The sequence below is a fragment of the Halomonas saccharevitans genome (genome assembly GCF_032333995.1).
Classification (GTDB): Bacteria; Pseudomonadota; Gammaproteobacteria; order Pseudomonadales; family Halomonadaceae; genus Halomonas; species Halomonas saccharevitans.
Window position 1 is genome coordinate 498880 of the sequence record NZ_JAVXUR010000001.1, and the last position, 19137, is coordinate 518016.

Below are 19137 nucleotides of genomic sequence, written 5' to 3' on the forward strand. Positions count from 1 at the left end.
CCACGGACACATAACGGCCGCTGTTCAGTTTTCTTGAGCCGCAGATATGGCCAAGCGCTTCGCGCGCCAATTCAGCACCGCCTGGCAGAGCCCGGCAACCGCCAGCGCCAAAAGCATGATATAGCCCGGGAAGCGGTAGCGCACCAGGGCCCCTACGACCGGCACGCTATAGGCATATACCATCACCCAGGCAAGAGAGGGCACCAGCAATAACCAGAACGCCGGTCGACGCCACCAGCACCAGGCAGCGTAAACCAGGAAAGGAAATGTCAGGTAGATGACACTCATCTCGACCCCCGCCAAAGTGCGGTAGAGGTTTCGCACGGGCGGCGCTTCCGGATGAGGCAACCACTGAGCAGGAAAGGGTGATAGCAGGCCAATCTGCAGCGCCCGTGGTGTATAAAGAAGAATGTCGCCGACATCACGGTAGTGAACATCTGTATCGACTGCGGAGCGACCATCACTATAGCCACGCAGGAAATGATCCCTCGCCCCGGCCAACCGACGCAAAGAATCATCCACGGCGGAAGGCAGCCAGATGGAAGCTTGCCAGCCCCTCTGCTGAACCTCTTTCGCGATCGCCTGCCCCTGACTCGAAGATTCTTCACGCAATTCGCCGTCGAAGGCATCGAACGATTCCAGACCCTTCATGCCGACGACCAGAAGAATGGCTATCAACAGACTGGCAAGGCTGCCTGCATGCAAGCGTCGGGTGCGGAAGAATTCGACGAGGAATCCCACAAGCAGCAACATCGCGCTAAGCAGACCGATTCCCTGAAGGATCTCGACGGAAAAAGGCCTCACTGCCCAGGCCAGGACTACTCCCATCACGACCAGCGCCGTACCGAAGACCGCCAGCCTGCAGCCCTTCACGAGGAAAGCCTGCTGCATGCCCCACAGCAGCCACCAGCCCATTAAAGTCAGCATAAGGCCAGTAAAAACATAGAGATCCTTATGAGGCTGCGCATAGATCATGGCCGCGGAGGGAAGCAGCAACGTCGCCAGCACAATTCCCGCTGCCAGGCGTCGATTACCCGTCATCACATGAAGGAACCTGGCCAGAATGGCCAGGCTAACGCCATACGACACTGCCTGAATGGGTACCAGTACCCAAGGCTCCGGGACAGTCAGCGCATACCAAGCCGAGATCAGCCCCGATATCCCCCAACCATTAGGACGAAGCTCCCAGGCGGACCAGCCCTGCTGGGAGATCATCGCCGCTTGCTCGGCGGCCACCTGGTGAAAGCGGCTGACGTCCTGGCCGGGGATAAGCCCGTGTCCATCACTCCAGCTCGGCAGCAGCATACCCAGCAGCACCAGTTGGATGAACCAGGTCACACACAGCACGAAACCGGCCGTGGCCAGACCAACTCGGCCCGGGGAGGCCAACACCCAGCCGGCTAGTGAATTAAAAAAAAACCTGAACGTTGACCACATGTGCGTTGGCATACCCAATAATGAGGGAAATACAAGGTTTATGGCTTATCTGGATGACTCGGCAGCCCAGGTTTCCAGCGCCGCTGCCAGGCGAGCAGCTGCAGCACCGTCCAGAGTTGCTGGGCATGATGGCCCTGCCCTCTGAGGTGGTCCCGCCAGAGCCGCTGCACTCGGTCAGTGTTAAGCATAGGAAGGTTGGCCAAGCTGGAGGAGGATAACAGATCCTCCGCCCACTCCCTCAGTGGGCCGCGCAACCAGGCATCCAGTGGAATGTCGAAGCCCATCTTGGGGCGTTCAATCAGCTCACGAGGCACATAGCGATAGAGCAGCTGGCGCAGCACCCACTTACCCTGCCCTACCTTTAGACGCAGCGAGGTGGGAATGCGCCAGGCAGTACGGTAAACCTTGGGATCAAGGAAGGGTACCCGCACCTCAAGGCTGCTGGCCATGCTGGCCCGGTCCACCTTCACCAGCACGTCGTCCACCATGAAGTGAAGCGTATCCATCAACAGCATCCACTCCACGCTGTTGAACTGTTGAAGCGCGGGGAACAAGGCATCAACACCAACGCCCTGCCCCGCCCCTTCCAGCAACGATACAGGCCGGCGGTTCATCGAGGCCACGCCTGCGAACAACGCCCGCTCACTTGAGCTTTCAAGTACTGCGGCCAGCTTATGCAGCTTTTCGCCAAAGGTACGCACCTGCCACCGACTGGGTAGCAGCTTGCTCCCACCCTGCATCAACCGATCATAGGCCTGGGGCGGAATCGCCTTGAGAGAAGCTCCCAGCGCACATCTTGCCGGATGCGGCAAGCGCCGGAGTTTGTGCCAGATCCGCGGCACCCATAGGTGCCGGTTGTAGCCGCCGAACAGCTCATCGCCGGCATCGCCGGAGAGCGCCACGGTGACGTGTTCACGGGTCAGCTTTGATACCAGTGCAGTGGGCAGCTGTGAGGAATCCGCGAAGGGCTCGTCATAGAGTTCCGGCAGTTTCGGCACCAGATCCAACGCCATCTTTGATGTGGCCTGGAGCGTGAGGTGCTCGGTGCCCAGATGGGCGGCTACCGCCTCGGCATGGCTGGATTCATCGTAGCGAGCATCGTCGAAGCCAACCGAAAAGGTACGCACCGGTGCTTCGGCCTGCTGCTGCATCAGCGCAACGACCAAGGAGCTATCGATACCACCTGATAAGAAGGCACCCAGGGGCACATCGGCCAGCATTCGACTGCGCACTGACTGACCTAATGCCTGCTCCACGGCGGATACCGCCAACTCGGGATCATCCAGAGGCTCCTCCTGCATGGCCCTAAGAGCCGTTTGCTCCGCTGACCACCAGCGCACCGGCGCCGGCAGACGCCCGTCCTGCACATCGGCCTGGGTAATGGCCAGCAGGCTACCCGGCGGTAGCTTGGCCACGCCCTGGAAAATGCTCGCTCCTCCCCCCACGCAGCCGAAGCGCAGGTAGTCTTCCAACACGCCCTCTGCCAAGGTGCCCTGCCACTCCGGGTGGGCCATCAGCGCCTTGAGCTCGGAACCGAACAATAGCGGGCCGCGGCCTGTCAACGAACCTTCTTCATTGCCGTGGCCTTGGGCAAAGCCGAAGTAGAGCGGTTTCTCACCGAAGCGATCCCTCGCTAAGGTCAACGTCTGCTCCTTGCGATCCCACAGCGCTATGGCAAACATGCCAACAGCGCACTCGAGCGTCTCCTCCACGCCCCAAAGCGAAATAGCCGCCAGCAGTGTCTCGGTATCCGAAGACCCCTGCCATTGGGGTATCTTACCCCTCGCCCCCCGTACCTTGCTCCTGAGCCTTTCGTGATTATAAATTTCGCCATTGAAGGCGATTACATACCGGCCGCAGGCCGAGTGCATAGGCTGATGGCCAGCAGGAGAGAGATCGAGGATGGAGAGGCGTCGATGAGCCAGGGCCAAGCCAGCCTGCTTCTCAGACCATACCCCAGCATCGTCGGGGCCGCGATGAATGATCTGCGTGGCCATATGCTCGGCAATCGCTTCACTCGAGGCTGACTGCCCCCAGAATCCGGTGATGCCACACATCAGGCGTAACCTTCAGGGTTGGCCTGCTGCCAGTGCCAGACATCGGTCATCATCGCATCCAGATCCCGCTGGGCCTTCCAACCGAGCTCGTCGCGGGCCTTGACAGGGTCTGCCCAGCAACTCGCCACATCACCTTGACGCCTTGGCGCGAAATGATAGGGCACTTCCTGCCCAGAGGCCCGCTCGAAGGCACGTAAAATCTCGAGCACCGAGTACCCCTGGCCGGTGCCCAGGTTCCAAACGTTCACCCCCGGGCGCTTGTCCAGCGCCACCATGGCCGCGAGATGGCCCTCCACCAGATCCATCACGTGCAGGTAGTCACGCACGCCGGTGCCATCTACTGTGGGGTAGTCGTTGCCGTATACCGCCAGAGACTTACGAAGCCCAGTGGCCACCTGGGCGATATAGGGCACCAAGTTGTTGGGCGTTCCCTGAGGCGACTCACCAATTCGACCGCTCTCATGGGCGCCAGTAGGATTGAAGTAACGCAGTATGCTGATCTGCCAGCGCGGGCTCGAGACGGGGAGATCATACAGCAATTGTTCCACCAACAGCTTAGAACGGCCATAGGGATTGCTCGGCGTGCCAGTGGGCAAACCTTCATGCCAAGGCAAGGGGTGCTCTTCGCCATAGACGGTAGCCGAGGAGCTGAAAACCAACCGAAACACCCCGGCTGCCTCCATTGCCTGGCAGAGGGTAATCGTGCCGGCCACGTTATTCTCAAAGTACCGCAGTGGCTGCTCGACGCTCTCGCCCACGGACTTGAGTCCCGCGAAGTGCATCACCGCATCGCAGGCGTGCTCCGCAAACAGTTTGTTCAACAGTGCCCTGTCGCTCACATCGCCCTGGATGAAGGTCGCCTCTCCCCCGCCCAACTCGGCTGCGCGGTTCACCGCTTCTACTGAACCGTTCACAAGATTATCTAGCACAACTACCTGATAGCCTGCTTCGAGCAAAGCCACCACGGCGTGGGAGCCGATATAGCCTGCCCCTCCGGTCACAAGAATCTTCATGTCATTCCTTGGATATGTGGTTATCATTACCATACACAGCCAGATAGCGCTCCGCAGTGGCCTGCAAAGAGTAGCGCTCTACCACTCGTTCGCGCGCCGCAGCACCCAGTTTTTCTCGTCTTTCATTAGACAGGCCCAGTGCGCGTTCAATGGCCTCGCCCAGCGCGGCTGAGTCTTTAGGCGGCACAAGAAAACCGGCGCTACCCACCACCTCGCGCACGCCACCACAGTCCGTAGCAACTACCGGTCGCCTGCAGGACATGGCCTCTGCCACCACCAGCCCGAAGCCCTCCCAAGCCGAAGAAAGTACAAACAGGTCACAGGCGGACATCAGCTCCGGAACGTCATGCCGCACACCAAGGAAACGCACCCGGTCTTTTATACCATGCGAGTCGGCCAAAGCTTCAAGATCGTGCCGTAACGGTCCATCACCCACGATCACCAGCTGTGGAACCATAGGGCACGCCTCCAGTCGGGCAAAGGCTCTCAATAGATTGGGGTAATCCTTAGCATCCGACAATCGCCCTACAGCCAGCAGCAGCGAGGTGTTCTCAGCAAGCCCGAGTTCTGTTCTCACACGCTGCCGTTCGTCCGAGTCAAAGACAAAGCTTTCCGTATCGATGCCATTATGAATAGCCAGCATGCGGCCAGGCTTCAATGCGCCCTGCCTTTCGAATGCCTCCACCGCCTCTTGAGAGACGTTAGTGCAAACATCCGCCAAATGATCAGTCAACCGATAGGCCAGCATCCGTCCAAGACCTTCTTCGTTTGAATTATGCATGCTATTAACTAACCGTGACATAGGTGTGACCAGTCGTAACACCCGGATAAGAATATTGGCATGCACTAAGTGGCTATTAATTACGTCAGCGCGAAAGGACCGAATCAAGAACCGCAAACGAACCATGGCAGTCAACACACCAAGTGGGCTGCGTTGCATCTCCAGGTTTACCAGCCGCACTCGTGAATCGCTTGGGCGCACTTCTTCATCACCGTGAAATCGAACCAGTATGACCTCGTGGCCATTAGCTACATATTCATCCGCAAGCGAGGTGACAAGCCGTTCTGCGCCGCCAACGCTGAGACTAGTAATCACCAGCAGCACTTTCATTCTGCAGCCTTAACAGCACGCTTTCCGGTTAAATTCTTGATGCCTGCGTAAATATGTCCGAGCACCCGCTCCTCCGTAAACTGCTCTGCCTTATAGCGACATCCTTCGCGGTATGAGGCATGGTCTTCAATCACCCCAAGCACTCTACGCAGAAAAAACTCTGATTCAACATCTCGAGGATCGAAAACTAAACCTGTAACAGGGACAACCTCATCGACAAATTCGGAGCAATAGCCAGCGCTATGCGTGGTAATTGCCGGTACGCTTCGGGCATGAGCCTCAAGCAGAGTGGTAGCAAAGCCTTCGTGATGACTGGTAATGGCGAAGCACTTAAGTTGGTCGTAAACGCCTGGCAAATCATATCGATCTATCCATGCGCGAAGTTCAATCAATTCCTGCATCTCCAATCGCTCGATCTCTCGGCGCACTAAGGACTCTTCCTCACCCCTACCCACAATCAACGCTGTAATAGGACGCTCGGAGACTTCGTTCAGCTTCGCCACGAGCCGAACGAAAAGAGGAACATTCTTTTCTTCTGATAAGCGGGCAATCAAGCCAAGATCGTAACACTTATTCTCCGAATCCTGCGCGCCGAAAAACCATGGAGAAATAAAGTTACCCACGAACTCTACCGGAACCGGAAATGACTTCTGATTATCTTTGTTAACACTATACACGCGGTGGGCGAAACGGCTTGCCATTCGTAACAGATGAACTTCCAGCCACCCATGGCCAAGACCTGCCTCGTTCTTCCGCTGAAGATAAAGATGCAGCAGGGAGACGACCTTCAGCCCATAAAAACGGAAAATGGGCGCAAGCCAAAGAGATGAAAGGTCGTTGAGCACAACAGCTTCTACATCTCGACTCTTGAGCCCCTTGGCGAAACTCGGTGCAGAAAGGAGTCGCTCTTTTTTACTGGAAACTGACGGCATGCACATTGTTGGCGAAGTAAAGGTCTCAGGCTCAGAGGTTGAAATAACCGCCTCCATGCCATTGTCGTTTAGGTAACGGCACAAATTATCGATATAAATCTGACCTCCACCCCAAACCCTTTCACTTGGCGAGTAAATAACTATCAATTTTATATAAACCTTCTTCTCAAAGAAAGAAAAAATAGCTTACAGAAAAAATAAAACGAAAAAGCCAGCTCTTTATGTATCGCGCAATCTTTTATAGCACCCTTAATGTATCTTCTTTCAACTGAGGGTTCCATAAACCCTCGCCACTTATGATAAAAATCAATCATAGAAAGCGCTGAAAAATTTCGTAGCTCGCCTTTTTTCCAATGAATTCTTATATCAGCATTCCTGTTTACAACCATCTTGCTAAAAAAAGAGCATCTTATAAAAAAATCATAATCCTGATGGCGAGACAAGGTTTCGTCCCAAAGAACCCTTTTGAAGACATTCTTTTTTATTAAATACGATGAAGTTGGGGCAAAGCCATTATCGTGACCAACAAGATAATTGACTGCACAACCATGAAGCCGCCATGCATCTCTGACAAACTCATGCTCCCCGTTGTCAATTACAGCTGCGCCATAGACAAAATCAGCACAATTATCATGCAAAACACCAATACAATTCGAAATATGATTTGGCAACCACTCATCATCAGAATCAAGAAAAGCGATTAAAGTTCCTGAAGATTTTCCAACGCCAAAATTTCTAGCAACATTCGCATTGGCACATTCACTAATACTGAAGAACTTCATTTTCCTCAAAGAAGCCTGCAAAGCGAAACTTTCAACTTCACCAGGATCACTTGAGTTATTTTCAACAACAATCACTTCAATATTCTTGTAGTCTTGCTCGCGAATAGACAGAAGAGCCCTCAACAGCTCCTGATGTCTATTTGACACCGGCACAACAACTGACACCATTAACTCTGAGTGCGTAAGATTCTCCATAAATCACACCAAACTAAAAATTCATCAATTAAAAAAAACATGGAAAGTATTTTCTGACGACATGCTAGGTTGGCGGGCTCCATGACCTATTACTATCGCAATATCACTGCTGTAGACCGAGTCGCCATCATGATGATGCGAACCACGCACTTGATCCGTGCCATTACCACTCATCTGGGTCGTGCATCAAGCGTCGTGTTGCGGAAGCTCGCTCACCATACCGTCGATCCCGAAAGAGCTACGATGCCAGCCTAGCGGGCTTCCGGGCTTGATTGAAGCGTCATCGGCTCAGACATTGCCCAAGCTGCATTCCGATGGGGAACTGTTCGAGGTAGTGATCTACCTACTGCGCAAGTTCTGGTAACCGGGAAAGATAGCCCACACACTGAGAGCATGTCACCCAACGATTACGGTGCTGAGTCTCGCATGAAGCCATCTACAACGCACTATATCTGGTGCTCCATGGCAGCCTTAAGAAGGAACTAATAGCCTGCTGCGGCAGGGCAACGGCAAGCATCGACCATGCAGTCGTGGAAAAGATCGATGACAGCAGATTCCCGAGCTGTTCAGCATCCATATGCGGCAACCTGAGATCAAAGACCGCCTGATGCCTGGCCATTGGGAAGGCAATCTCATTATTGGCGCCAACAATCACTCTGCTGTCGGCACGCTGGAGGAGCGGGCCAATTTGATGGTGGTCCTGGCGAAAGTGGTTGGAACCACGGCCAAAGCGGCGTTCATCGGGTTTAGTGACAAACTCAATGAAGTTCCGCAATCCCTTCGCCTGTCGCTGAGTTACGACTACGCCTGAGAGATGATGAAGCATTCCGTGAGCACTCAGAAGACCTGAAGTGACCCCCTCCATAGCTGCACAGGGTATAGTGCAGCCATCAGGAGGACAGGATGAGCGATGAGCGACCGATCTCACCCACATGTGGTGTGGCAAGGATCGGCGAGCCAGCCTGGCGGTGATCATCGACTGCTGCACACGGGAGATCCTCGGTTGGCGGTTATCGGGCCATGGCAGCAGCAAGACCGCGGAGGCGGCGTTGGAGGAAGCGTTGATCTATCGGCTCGGGGCGCTGGGGCGCGTCCAGCAGCCGTTGGCCCTTCGCTCCGATAACGGGCTCGTTTTCAGCAGTCGCCACTATACCGGCACGGTAAAGGCCTATGGCCTTACCCAAGAGTTCACGACGCCGTATACCCCGGAGCAGAACGGCCTCGTCGAGCGATTCTTCCGTTCCTTGAAGGAAGAGTGCATCTAGCTCCATCGCTTCGAGTCGCTGGGCCAAGCCAGGGTCGTGATTGAGCGCTGGATCCGGTACTACAACGAAGAGCGACCACATCAGTCTCTGGACTATGTGGCACCCCGAGCACACCCAGCATTAGCGGCGTAGGGTGTGCAGAAACCAGAGGGTCATTACACCACAGCAGAATAGGTGACCCATGGCAGGACGCTACGAGATATTCGACAACGGCTGGGCACTCATCTAGGACATCGTGTCGCCGCCGCGGAGAACGGGGCGCTCCTCCTGAAAAGCGTTTCGCTGGAATTTGAGATCGCCCCCTATACCATTTCTATCTATTACATTCGAAATACACGCCTATTCGCTTGAACAAAATTTTGAAAACTCTTAGGCGTGCTATAAAACAACAGCTTAATGGAGGTATTAAGATTTGCGAAATAGAAAAAATACTTGATAAGCGAGAAGTGGTCAGAAAACGAAATACGGAAACCTTTTTTTAACAAAAAAGAGGCAATCAACATCGCCTGACCTCTTTCCCGCCAGTGTGTTTCGTTACTTTTAACCAAGTCGGGGTAGCATTTACCAAACTCAACCAAGCTTTCCATGATTGACAAATAACCTTCGAAGTTTTTCTTTGTCTTTTTTGACTGCATAATAGAACCACGCCTGACCCTACGGTAAAAAAAAATTTCATCTATGACAACAGTTTTTTTGGCCAAGAAAAAAAGCGGAAAAAGAATCTCTTCATCTTCATGTAAAATGGGCTTAAATCTGAGCTTGTTTTGGTCAAAAAAACTTTTCTTAGCCAAATATAAGCAGGCTGAAGAAAAGCAGCCATTTATTTCGTTCAATTTTTTAAAGGCGTCTTTTCCAGTCGCAAAAACTTGATTAATGGATCTTTCATAACGAGGGAAGAAACCACTATCGTAGCCATCATCATAAAACGACTCACCAGAGAAAAAAACAAGATCTGGATTTTCATTTTTTTTTATTTCTTCCTGCATCCGCTCTATGAAACGAGCATCTAAAACATCATCAGAATCAAAGAAATATATATAATCGCCGCTCGACTTTTCCATCCCATAATTTCGTGCTAGACCTAACCCTCTGTTTCTTGTCGTATACACTTTATAGTTCAGGTGCTTATGATAGAATGTCTCAGCAATTTTTAAAGTTTCGTCAGTGCTGCCGTCATTTATTACAATGACCTCGCTCGGCTCAACTGTTTGCGAAAAAACAGATGAAAGGGCTTCATACAGATAACTTTCGACATTATACGCGGGTATCACGATGCTAAGCTTCAACACTTACTCCCAGCTAAAAACAAACAAAATCAACTCAAAACCAAAGGGAACTCTTTATTACGCCATGATACTTGTCGTTCGTAATTCTTACCGTGAAAATCATAGCCAAACAGCTCCACATCTTCTTTGTACACTGACTCGACAGCTTTTATTGTCTCGTCCGTGTAGTAAATACGGTAATCCTTATGACTAGATTTATTATCCATTGACAGACCCTTAAATCTTTCCCATTGCTTAGCATCGTAAATATTTGAAAAATCCTCCTCAAGTGACTCAAAAAAACATAGATAATTTAAATCCACCACCCCGCCCACAATCGACAAGAACTTATGCTGAGGGATAAAATGATTCCATCGCATTACATTTTCTTCACTCAGCCAATCGCGGACGAAATGATCAAAACTTTTATAATGTGAAAGATGGCTATCAAAAAACTCTTTGTCACGTTGACCGAAACCACCATTTTTCAAAAAAAAATAGGCTGATACTAATCGATCCCATGGGTTTCTCACGATAGAGAATTTGAACACATTCGTAAATTCCAACGGCCCAAGCCCAACTAGTATTCTATCCAAATCTGTATGCCCGGCACCCAAACTAGAGTAAAGAGCATTATTAACAGACACACCGGCACATTTGGGAATATGAAGAAAAAGAATGCCTGTTGCTTTCACATCCCTCAAAGAATACTTATCCTTCAAACCACTACGGGCATAGGTTCTAACTTGCTTTGGATTTCTTAAGATTAGCAAGCTGAATTTACCCAGCCTAGAAAAAAATGACTCATTGCTTTTCTTTATCATCTAACCCCCGAGAACAAAGGCTTTTTAAGAAACTTATTTAAAAAATAATTTTTTGCCTTTTTCTTATACGAGTTTAAGTAGGCTTCAACTGCTAAATAGAAAAACTCCCTATTTAGCGCAAGACCAAACAACCCAGTAAAGGTTGGGTTGTATAAAAAACCAATCAAGTTCCTCTCATCACTAGACAGAATACTTTCTTTGTTGTCGATGGGTTTATCGAAATACCCCGACCCACTAGTTTTTGGCATTTTCGAGCCAATAAAACTGAATTCATCCATCGACTTTTCGACAGGAATGCCTAAGAAATGAGCAATCTTCTTTTTCGTTACTTCAAAATCATCAAAGAAGCTATCAAAATCCAGCAAAAGAACTTTAACAGGGAATTCTCTGAAAAGACGATCTAACTCTATTTTTTTTTCTAACGACTCTTGCACGATACCTGAGACTATTCTATTTTTAAAAATTTTTTTATGCTCGTTTTCTCGTGTTCGATAATTTCCAGGCTGAGGAGGTCTTTCGCATAAAGCAGCTACAATTGATTCAATATCTCTATTAAAGTAAATAACTTTACCGTCTGGAAAGCGTTCCAAGAATTTCCTAGGAGAATGGATCTCGCCATTACCTAGTGTTGCATACACTCTCTTTTCACAATTTATCTTCCCGTACAGCTCACAATTTAACACTTTATAGCAAGCTTCTATGATATTTTGCGGCGTCCATTCTTCAATACTACGGAGAAAAGACATAAACATTCTGTCAAATGAATAAAAGTCAAGATTCACCGGAAATGACTTAACCTCCCCTCCGCCAATATCAAAATGAAACTCTTCCTGACTTGCTATACGCTCTATCCTATAATATCGAGCGGATTTTGATAATTGACTTCTAAGCCACTCCGTATCTTTTGCTTTCAGTGCTTCATAGTCCAAATTCGGCGAAGTGAATGTCAATGGCAGTAGGTCGTGAAAAGGGCATGAAAATACTTTGGAATGATTGTCTAACATACCCCGCACTAAAGACTTTCCACTAGCTGGCAACCCATCAATCAGAACTATCATCAGCCCACCGATAAAACACTAATATTGACTCATTCTTTAAAAACTTTCTGAACATCACTCACATCAAAAATAGATCTTATTGAATTTTTTCGAACAAAACTCTCCTTGTTATGTATTTCACTCCACCTCTCAACAAAAACAAAGTTTAAGCCGGCATTTACAGCTGCATGGTAGTCATATTTGCTATCACCCAAAAACACCGCAGGATGCTGAATATTACCATTAGCCAGCTCCCTTGCAAGTATCTCACCCTTGGTGTCGGGGCTTCCGAAGATCCCCCCATCGAACCAATCGGCGATGGCTCGCCGGGCAAAAACATCATGGAGTTCAGCTTGGTCTCCACCAGAGACGATCAACCAGCGGGCGTTGGGGGCTTGTTGGCGAAGAGCTTCCAGGCCGGGGGCCATCTCACAGCTCAAGAGCCCATCCCGCACATGGCCGGCATAGGACTGCAGCAGCGCCTCCAGGTCGGGGCCCTGCTGATCGGCATAGTTAGGTGCGATCTCTCTCAGAAAGTAAGCAAACTTCTTATAGCGCGACACCCCGCCGTTAGCAACGTGGTAATCGACCATGGCCTGGGCAGCGGCTTCACCGTAAGGCAGGGTCGCCTTGTAGAAACCCTCGGTCTTAACCTTGTTGGAGTCCAGCACGACACCGTCACAGTCGAAGACCAAGGTCGCGTAGCCGGCCACAAAAATCTGCTGGCTCATATCGTCGCCAGCTCCTTTTCCACTAGACACTCCGCTATCAAAAAGTCTTCTGGCCAGTCGATGTCGAAACTGGTGAACTTGTCCATGGCGTAGAGATAGGGCCGCAGGCCAATACGGTCATCCAGCTCACGATAAAGGCCGGCAGGGGCCAGGAAGGCACCGCTATTCACTTCATGCACCGGCGCCAGGGTTTGAGTGCGCGGCCACTTTTCGACAGTTCGGTCATAGTTCATCGGCTTCTCACCTCGCCAAAGGAACCCGAAAATCGCCGTGGTGGTCATTAATGAATCGTAGCCAAGCTTCCGCTGTTCGAAGTAAGCCCTAATCACGCCATCATAGTGCTTCGCGGTGATGAAAGGTGAGGTCACATGGGTCCATAGGATATGCCCCTTGGGAATAAGCTCAAGCGCGTGGTGGACTAGCTGATCCGTACTGGTTGCGCTGGACGACAGTTCCTCGACACGACGATGCAGACGCAGGCGGGGTTCACCCAAAGATTTAGCATAGGCTAGAATATCGACATCGTTTGTGGTCAAAACGACCTCGTCGATCCCTTCCGCTGCGAGCAGCTGACGGAGTTTGATCTGAATCAGGCCATGGTGATGACCGGCAAAGGGCTTGATGTTTTTCCTCACCACGCGCTGGCTGCCGGCACGACAGGGCAGGAAGCAAGTTACCTTATCTCTCATGCGTCCATCCCGTACACACTTTGCTTGGTGACATTGTACCTCGATGGCGTGATGGCGATGAGAGGGAGCGTGTCGTTGGCCTTCTGAAACTGCTCTACCACGCGGTTCATTTCCGCATTTCGCGGATCCTCTGCCGGATAGCCATCGAAGCCGGCCAAATAGAGCCTCGCGGCTCCGCCGCTGGCGGCAATTGCAAAGGCGTAGGCCATCACGAGCGATGTGGGCGCAGTACAGTACATGTCGGCAAACTCAAAGCACTCTGCCTGCACGTTCAAACCGAAGTCCAGCACCTCTTTTTCGCCCAGAGAGTCGCGCACATCCACCGGCAGCATCGAGTAGGGCGTGATCAGCGGCTGAGGCAGACGGGTATGCGCCCCACAGTCCGCCAACAGACGTACCGGGTGGCAGGCCACCCGCAGGTCGATAAGTTCGGCATCAATAGCTCTCTGGGTATTGAGGGCCAGTACCAGCGGCTGGTGGTCGCGGATATAGCGCTCCAGGGCCACACGGTGGCGGGCCACGCCCGGCCCGGTACCCAGCAACAATACCTCGCGACCGGCAAAGCGTTCCCTAGGGGACCACCGACCCTTGGGCTCGCCGTGATAGAAGTGGCGCGCCGCATCCAAGGTGTTGAGGCTAAACTTCTTGCCCCCTTCCACCCGCAGGTGCTCAATCACCGCCAGCACGTCTTCTTCGCTGTAGCGGGAGTCACTGAGCATCTCCTGGATATAGGTGGGGTGGATACCGTACTTGCCAGCCAAATAATAGTAGGGGTTTGTGCCCCAACCATAGTGGGCCTGCATGGGCGTGAAGTGCTCACGGAGCAGCATCATCAGCGGCACCAGGTTGGCCGGCTTGCCGCGGCGCTCGGCGATCTCCATGGCCAGCTCCTCAGTGCGGGCATTGCCAGGCCCACGGCCCATGCCAGTGACGGTGGAGTCCACCCAGGTTACGCCCTCGTCCAACGCCCGCAGGGTGTTGGAGAGTGCCAGGCCTAGGTTGTCATGGGTATGTATGCCCATGGAGCCTGTCCACTCGCTGCGGAACCACTGGATGATCTGACCCGCCTGATCCGGGTTCATGCTGCCCATGCTGTCAGCAAAGTAGAGCGCATCCAGGGGGTAGGCCTTGGCCTGGCGGGCAAGTGCCTTCACCTCCGCTTCGCTGCGATCCGCCACCTGCATCAGGTTGATGCCAACCTGATAGCCGCGCTCCTTCAACCACGTCACAGCGGGAAGCGCTGCCTCAAACTCGTGGACGTGGCAGGCGATGCGCACAAGGCCCACCGGCGAATCCGCCGCCGCATTGGGGAACAACCTCTTTAGCGCCTCCTGCTGTGGCACTTCACCCACCAGCTCATTACCATTAACCATGACGCTCACGGCCAAACTGGCCGGAATGTTTAAGCTGCTGATAAACTCATCGGTGGTAAAGGCACAGGGGCCCTGGAAACCCTGGTTTTTTAACGAGCGGAAGCCGAGCTCTACAACATCAACGCCGGCGGCTTCCGTGGCATTCAGGTACTGGTTAATAAGATCAAATGAAAAATCCCAAGCATTGTAGTAGCCGCCATCGCGAAGAGTGCAGTCCAGAAATATCATATATCACCTCAGTCCACCCGGTTTCAATCAGGCATGATCTGCCATACGCCGGAATAAATCGTTACGATCTGCCAATTCACCATAACTACCTTGGTCAACCACATGGCCATTGGCCAGCACATATATAGTGTTGCAATGCTTTACCGTGGCCAGACGGTGCGCAATCATGATGATAGTCTTCTTTCCAGAGAAGTCATGGATAGCATCCATCACCAGCTTTTCCGTGATACCATCCAGAGCGCTGGTAGCTTCGTCCAAGACTAGGACTTCGGCATCGTTATACAAAGCACGAGCAATGCCGATGCGCTGGCGCTGGCCGCCGGATAGCTGGATGCCGCGTTCGCCCACGCAGGTGTCAAGGCCTTCGGGCAGGCGTTCTAGCAATTCATCAAGGTGTGCCATCTTGGCGGCGCGAATTACGCGCTCATCATTGATCTGATAGGGCGCCAGGCCAAAGGCGATGTTTTCGCGGATGCTGGCATCAGCCAGGAAGATCGCCTGCGGGACAAAGCCCACGCTGTTCTGCCAGGCGCGCAAAGCGTCTCCCGACAGTGAGCTGCCATCAACCTTAAGTGCCCCCTGATGAGGCGTCATCAGGCCAAGCAAGATATCGATAGCCGTTGACTTCCCTGAGCCCGAAGCACCAACTAGGCCTATAACCTCGTTACACGGGATATGCAGCGTCAGACCGTTCAGAGCCTTCTCTTCCTTGCCAGGATAGCGAAAGTGAATGTTGTCCAGAGCGATCCCCGTCTGGGGTAAATATTTGCCAGCGACAGTTGCATCCTTATCCGGACTGGTATGGTGGCTGGCTACTAGGTCTTCTTCCAGGCTATCGAAGGCAGCGATATTGCCTTTCACATTCGCCAGGCTTGTGTACATCTGCTGGAAGGCGGGAAGCAGCTTGAAACCCGCCATGGCGTAAACGGAGAGCACCGGCAGAATCTCACCAAGGTTGCTGTCATAGGCGACCAGCAGGTAGAGGATCAAAAAGATCACTGCGGCAAAAGCGATCAACTCCATGGCATAGCGCGGTACCTGGGAGAGCCCGGCAGTTATGCCTCGAGCGCGGCCAAGTTCTTGGCTGACAAAAGCAAATCGCTGATTAAAGTTCGCCTGACGACCGAGCAGAAGGGTGTCTTTGATGCCACCAAAGCCTTCACTCATCAACTTGAAGCGCAGCTGGTTATTGCGCGTTATAGCTTTTCCGTTACGTGAGAGGCGCAGGCGCACAGTTCGGTAGAGCAACACATAGGCGATCCCGAACAATAACAACCCGGTAATCGCTACCAGCGGATTGAAGAGAAAGATAGCTGTGGACATGACCAGCGCCAGAATGCCCTTGGCATTCATCTGCATCAGCGGCTGGATAACATTGTTGGTAATGCGAGCGGTTTCCTGAGCAATCTTGTTAGTAAGCTGGCTGCTGCTGCCGCTGGCGTGGAAAAGCCAAGGCTGATGCATATAGTAGTGATACAGCCGAGTGGAAAGCTCCGCGCCGATTTGCTGTGCGTAGAGCGCGAGCCGCCACGTCACGTACATTGAAATCAGTGCAGCGACAGTCAAAGCCAGTAACACAGCAATACCGAGCCAAAAAAGGAATTGCCGAGGAGTCTCCAGGCCACTGAAAGCATAGAGGTTGGCCAGCGTTCCGCCTCCCTCAAGGCGGCTGACATCTCCGACCACGGCCATGAAGGGCCCAATGGCGGCAACGCCCGCCACTTCCGAAAAGGCCATCAGCACCACCAAAATCTGGAGACCAAGGAGCCTCTTGCGCTGCTCGGTGGTGAGAAGTTGATATAGTCGTTTGAGTCGAGAGAACATGTGGGGCCAGATGTTTGGTGAATCAAAAGGGAATTAAACGAAGTTCAGCATGTGCTCTAAAGATGCACCACGAGTATCACTGAGCCTTTTATTCAAAAAAACAATAAAGTCAACGATAATCTATCGAGTAAAAATAACGTGCAACATTACAGCAACCGTAGCCGTCAATATACCCTAGCGGAATCAGCTTCTATGGAAATCGATAATGGTAGTAGTTGTTGGAGCAGCTGGTAATCAGGGACGGCAGGCGTAGGTACGCTGCCAGGCTCGGACCAGATGGGTTGATGAGATTAGAGTGAAGCATGCAGACAGCACCACTACCCTCGCCTGATAAAGCTTCGGGCACGCTACCGCCCGAGAATTTTCCCGGGCGCTTTCCCATGCCCTTAAAAAACAAAGATGTAGCTGGATAGGACTCGCCCCCGCACCGATATACATTGATGGACGCGCCATTCTACGCAACCGCGCAGACTTGCTCCACGCTGAGCTCCGACTCAGCGAAAAAAAGCGGCACTCGAAAGCTAAGGCGAATTGGTTTGCGGAGGATACAGGCTGCCTACAGCGCTCACAACTGCGCTGCAGCGTGTCCTTTCTCAGAAGGGGAAAACTAGGGGCGTGATCAGCAGCACGGCGGCCGAGTAGGTCAGACTGACCGGCAGCCCGACCCTGAGGAAGTCGCCCACGCGATAGCGCCCCGCTGAGTAGACCATCAGGTGGGTCTGGTAACCGTAGGGGATGAGGAAGCAGGCGCTGGCACCGTAGGCCACGGCCATGATGAAGGGCATGGGCTCAGCGCCAAAGGCCTGGGCGGTGGCCCAGGCCACGGGGAAGGCCAGCGCCGCGGCGGCATTGTTGGTCACCGTCTCAGTCAACAGCAGCGACAGGAAATAGCAGCCGATGAAGGCGGCGTAGACGCCGTGGCCATTGAACAATTCCTGCATGCCTTGGGCGAGCAGACCGGCGGCGCCGGAGCTCTCGAGCCCCTGCGCGATGGCCAGCGCGGAGCCGATGATGACCCACAGCTCGAAGGGGAAACAACGGCGCAGCTCGGCCGCGCTGAGCACCTTGCCGATTAGCAGGCCCGCCATCAGTAGCAGCAGGCCGTGGAACAGCGGCATCAACTCCAGGGCGGCCATGCCGATGACGCAGGCAAAGCCGGCCAGGGTCAGCCCACTCGCCACAGGACGGAGCCTCGGGCGTGTCAGGCTGCCGCTGAGCAGGTGGAAGTTGCGATCGAGATTGCGGTGCTGACGGAAGTCGCTACCCACGGCCATCAGCAGGCAGTCGCCGGTTCTCAGGGGGATTTGCCCAAGCTGCCCCTCGAGACGCTTGTCCCCACGACGAATGCCCACCACGCCCGCATTGAACATGCTGCGAAAGTCCACCTCCTGCAAGGTGCGGCCCGCAAGCTCTGATTCGTGGGCGATCACCACCTCGACGAGATTGGTCGCCAACAAGGCATCAGCCTGGTGCCCGAACAGCTTGAGCCCCGGGAAGCGCTGAAGCGCCTGGACCTTGCCCACCTCGCCGGTGAACACCAAAGTATCATCCGCTTGCAGGATCTCCTCCGGCCCCACCGGGCTGATCAGCCTCCCCTGCCGTTCGATCTCCAGCAAGTAGAGTCCATCCAGGCTGCGCAGGCCGTTGGCCTCGATGCTTCGGTCGATCAGCTCGGAGCCAGGCTGCAGATCGGCGGCCAGGAAGTAGGAGAGCTTGTCGACAGCCTCCTCCGGCATGTGATGCGGGAGAGACCGGGCCCGCCACAGCAGCACGACGAAGGTGAGCAGCGCCACCGGTATGCCGACCAGGCTGAACTGGAACATGCCCAGCTCGAAGCCGGCGCTACTCAGGGCTAAGGAGTTGACCACCAGGTTGGTGGAGGTGCCCACGAGCGTCGTCATGCCGCCCAGGATGGAGGCGTAGGAAAGCGGGATCAGCAACCGCGAAGGGGCGATGCGCTTCTGCCGCGATATGGCCCCCAGGAAGGCGGCCACCACGGCGGTATTGTTGAGGAAGGCCGACAACACGGCACTGGTGCCCATCAAGCGAGCCGTGGCGGTGCTTGGCCGCCCCCGCAGCAGCCGCTGGGAGAGCCAGTCGAGCAGCGGGGTGCGCTCCAGCGCCAGCGAGACCAGCAGCAGCAGCATGAGGGTGGCCAGCGCCGGGTTGGAGTATTGGCGCAGCAGCGTGGCGGTATCCACCAGCCCGAACAGCAGGTAGGCCCCGGCCAGGCTGACGAAGGCGATGGACGGACGCACCCACCCGGTGATCAGCAGGGTCAGCAAGGCCGCGATGGAGATCAGTACCGCCCAGGTCATCATGGTGGCTCGTCCTCGATTGTTGTTAAGGGCGGGGTTGAATCTAGCTTGTGGGA

15 protein-coding genes and 1 pseudogene are annotated in these 19137 nt (G+C 53.5%); 2 read left to right on the forward strand and 14 right to left on the reverse strand.

Annotated elements, in window-relative coordinates; genetic code table 11:
• Positions 1-24: 24 nt before the first annotated feature.
• The 6 genes from RSO68_RS02335 to RSO68_RS02360 form a co-directional block, all read right to left on the reverse strand.
• Complete coding sequence (locus RSO68_RS02335) at positions 25-1338, reverse strand: hypothetical protein (RefSeq protein ID WP_315585291.1); 1314 nt, start codon at positions 1336-1338, stop codon at positions 25-27.
• Between the two features lie 137 nt (positions 1339-1475).
• Positions 1476-3494, reverse strand: coding sequence for an asparagine synthase (glutamine-hydrolyzing) (gene asnB, locus RSO68_RS02340; RefSeq protein WP_315585292.1), 2019 nt, complete (start codon positions 3492-3494; stop codon positions 1476-1478).
• Positions 3494-4507 carry a UDP-glucose 4-epimerase GalE gene (gene galE / locus RSO68_RS02345; RefSeq protein WP_315585293.1) on the reverse strand — a complete coding sequence of 338 codons (1014 nt, stop codon included), beginning with the start codon at positions 4505-4507 and terminating at the stop codon, positions 3494-3496. The genes asnB and galE overlap by 1 nt, the downstream gene beginning before the upstream one ends.
• Before the next feature lies 1 nt (position 4508).
• Entirely contained in the window at positions 4509-5618 is a 1110-nt protein-coding gene (locus RSO68_RS02350; protein WP_315585294.1) for a glycosyltransferase, read from the reverse strand.
• The gene (locus tag RSO68_RS02355) at positions 5615-6607 is read right to left on the reverse strand and encodes a glycosyltransferase (protein WP_315585295.1); all 993 of its coding nucleotides are present in this window, start codon (positions 6605-6607) and stop codon (positions 5615-5617) included. Before RSO68_RS02355 ends, RSO68_RS02350 begins: the two co-directional genes overlap by 4 nt.
• Positions 6608-6699: 92 nt before the next feature.
• Complete coding sequence (locus tag RSO68_RS02360) at positions 6700-7527, reverse strand: glycosyltransferase family 2 protein (RefSeq protein ID WP_315585296.1); 828 nt, start codon at positions 7525-7527, stop codon at positions 6700-6702.
• A gap of 607 nt (positions 7528-8134) precedes the next feature.
• Here RSO68_RS02360 and RSO68_RS02365 point away from each other — a divergent pair.
• The gene (locus RSO68_RS02365; protein WP_315585297.1) at positions 8135-8338 is read left to right on the forward strand and encodes a hypothetical protein; all 204 of its coding nucleotides are present in this window, start codon (positions 8135-8137) and stop codon (positions 8336-8338) included.
• A 118-nt stretch (positions 8339-8456) separates the two neighbouring features.
• A pseudogene (locus RSO68_RS02370) lies at positions 8457-8924 on the forward strand (transposase); the annotation flags it as partial.
• 188 nt (positions 8925-9112) lie between these two features.
• Here RSO68_RS02370 and RSO68_RS02375 read toward each other — a convergent pair.
• From RSO68_RS02375 to RSO68_RS02410, 8 genes are all read right to left on the reverse strand, one after another.
• Complete coding sequence (locus RSO68_RS02375) at positions 9113-10078, reverse strand: glycosyltransferase family 2 protein (protein WP_315585298.1); 966 nt, start codon at positions 10076-10078, stop codon at positions 9113-9115.
• 29 nt (positions 10079-10107) lie between these two features.
• The gene (locus tag RSO68_RS02380) at positions 10108-10881 is read right to left on the reverse strand and encodes a sulfotransferase family 2 domain-containing protein (RefSeq protein ID WP_315585299.1); all 774 of its coding nucleotides are present in this window, start codon (positions 10879-10881) and stop codon (positions 10108-10110) included.
• Entirely contained in the window at positions 10878-11939 is a 1062-nt protein-coding gene (locus RSO68_RS02385; RefSeq protein WP_315585300.1) for a hypothetical protein, read from the reverse strand. The genes RSO68_RS02380 and RSO68_RS02385 overlap by 4 nt, the downstream gene beginning before the upstream one ends.
• Positions 11940-11968: 29 nt before the next feature.
• Positions 11969-12649 (reverse strand): HAD family hydrolase, encoded by a 681-nt coding sequence (locus RSO68_RS02390; RefSeq protein ID WP_315585301.1) that lies wholly within the window; start codon positions 12647-12649, stop codon positions 11969-11971.
• Positions 12646-13338 (reverse strand): acylneuraminate cytidylyltransferase family protein, encoded by a 693-nt coding sequence (locus RSO68_RS02395; RefSeq protein ID WP_315585302.1) that lies wholly within the window; start codon positions 13336-13338, stop codon positions 12646-12648. The genes RSO68_RS02390 and RSO68_RS02395 overlap by 4 nt, the downstream gene beginning before the upstream one ends.
• Positions 13335-14939 carry an aldolase catalytic domain-containing protein gene (locus RSO68_RS02400; RefSeq protein WP_315585303.1) on the reverse strand — a complete coding sequence of 535 codons (1605 nt, stop codon included), beginning with the start codon at positions 14937-14939 and terminating at the stop codon, positions 13335-13337. The genes RSO68_RS02395 and RSO68_RS02400 overlap by 4 nt, the downstream gene beginning before the upstream one ends.
• Positions 14940-14966: 27 nt before the next feature.
• Positions 14967-16676 (reverse strand): ABC transporter ATP-binding protein, encoded by a 1710-nt coding sequence (locus RSO68_RS02405; RefSeq protein ID WP_315585304.1) that lies wholly within the window; start codon positions 16674-16676, stop codon positions 14967-14969.
• Between the two features lie 680 nt (positions 16677-17356).
• Complete coding sequence (locus RSO68_RS02410; RefSeq protein WP_315585305.1) at positions 17357-19084, reverse strand: SLC13 family permease; 1728 nt, start codon at positions 19082-19084, stop codon at positions 17357-17359.
• Positions 19085-19137 lie beyond the last annotated feature (53 nt).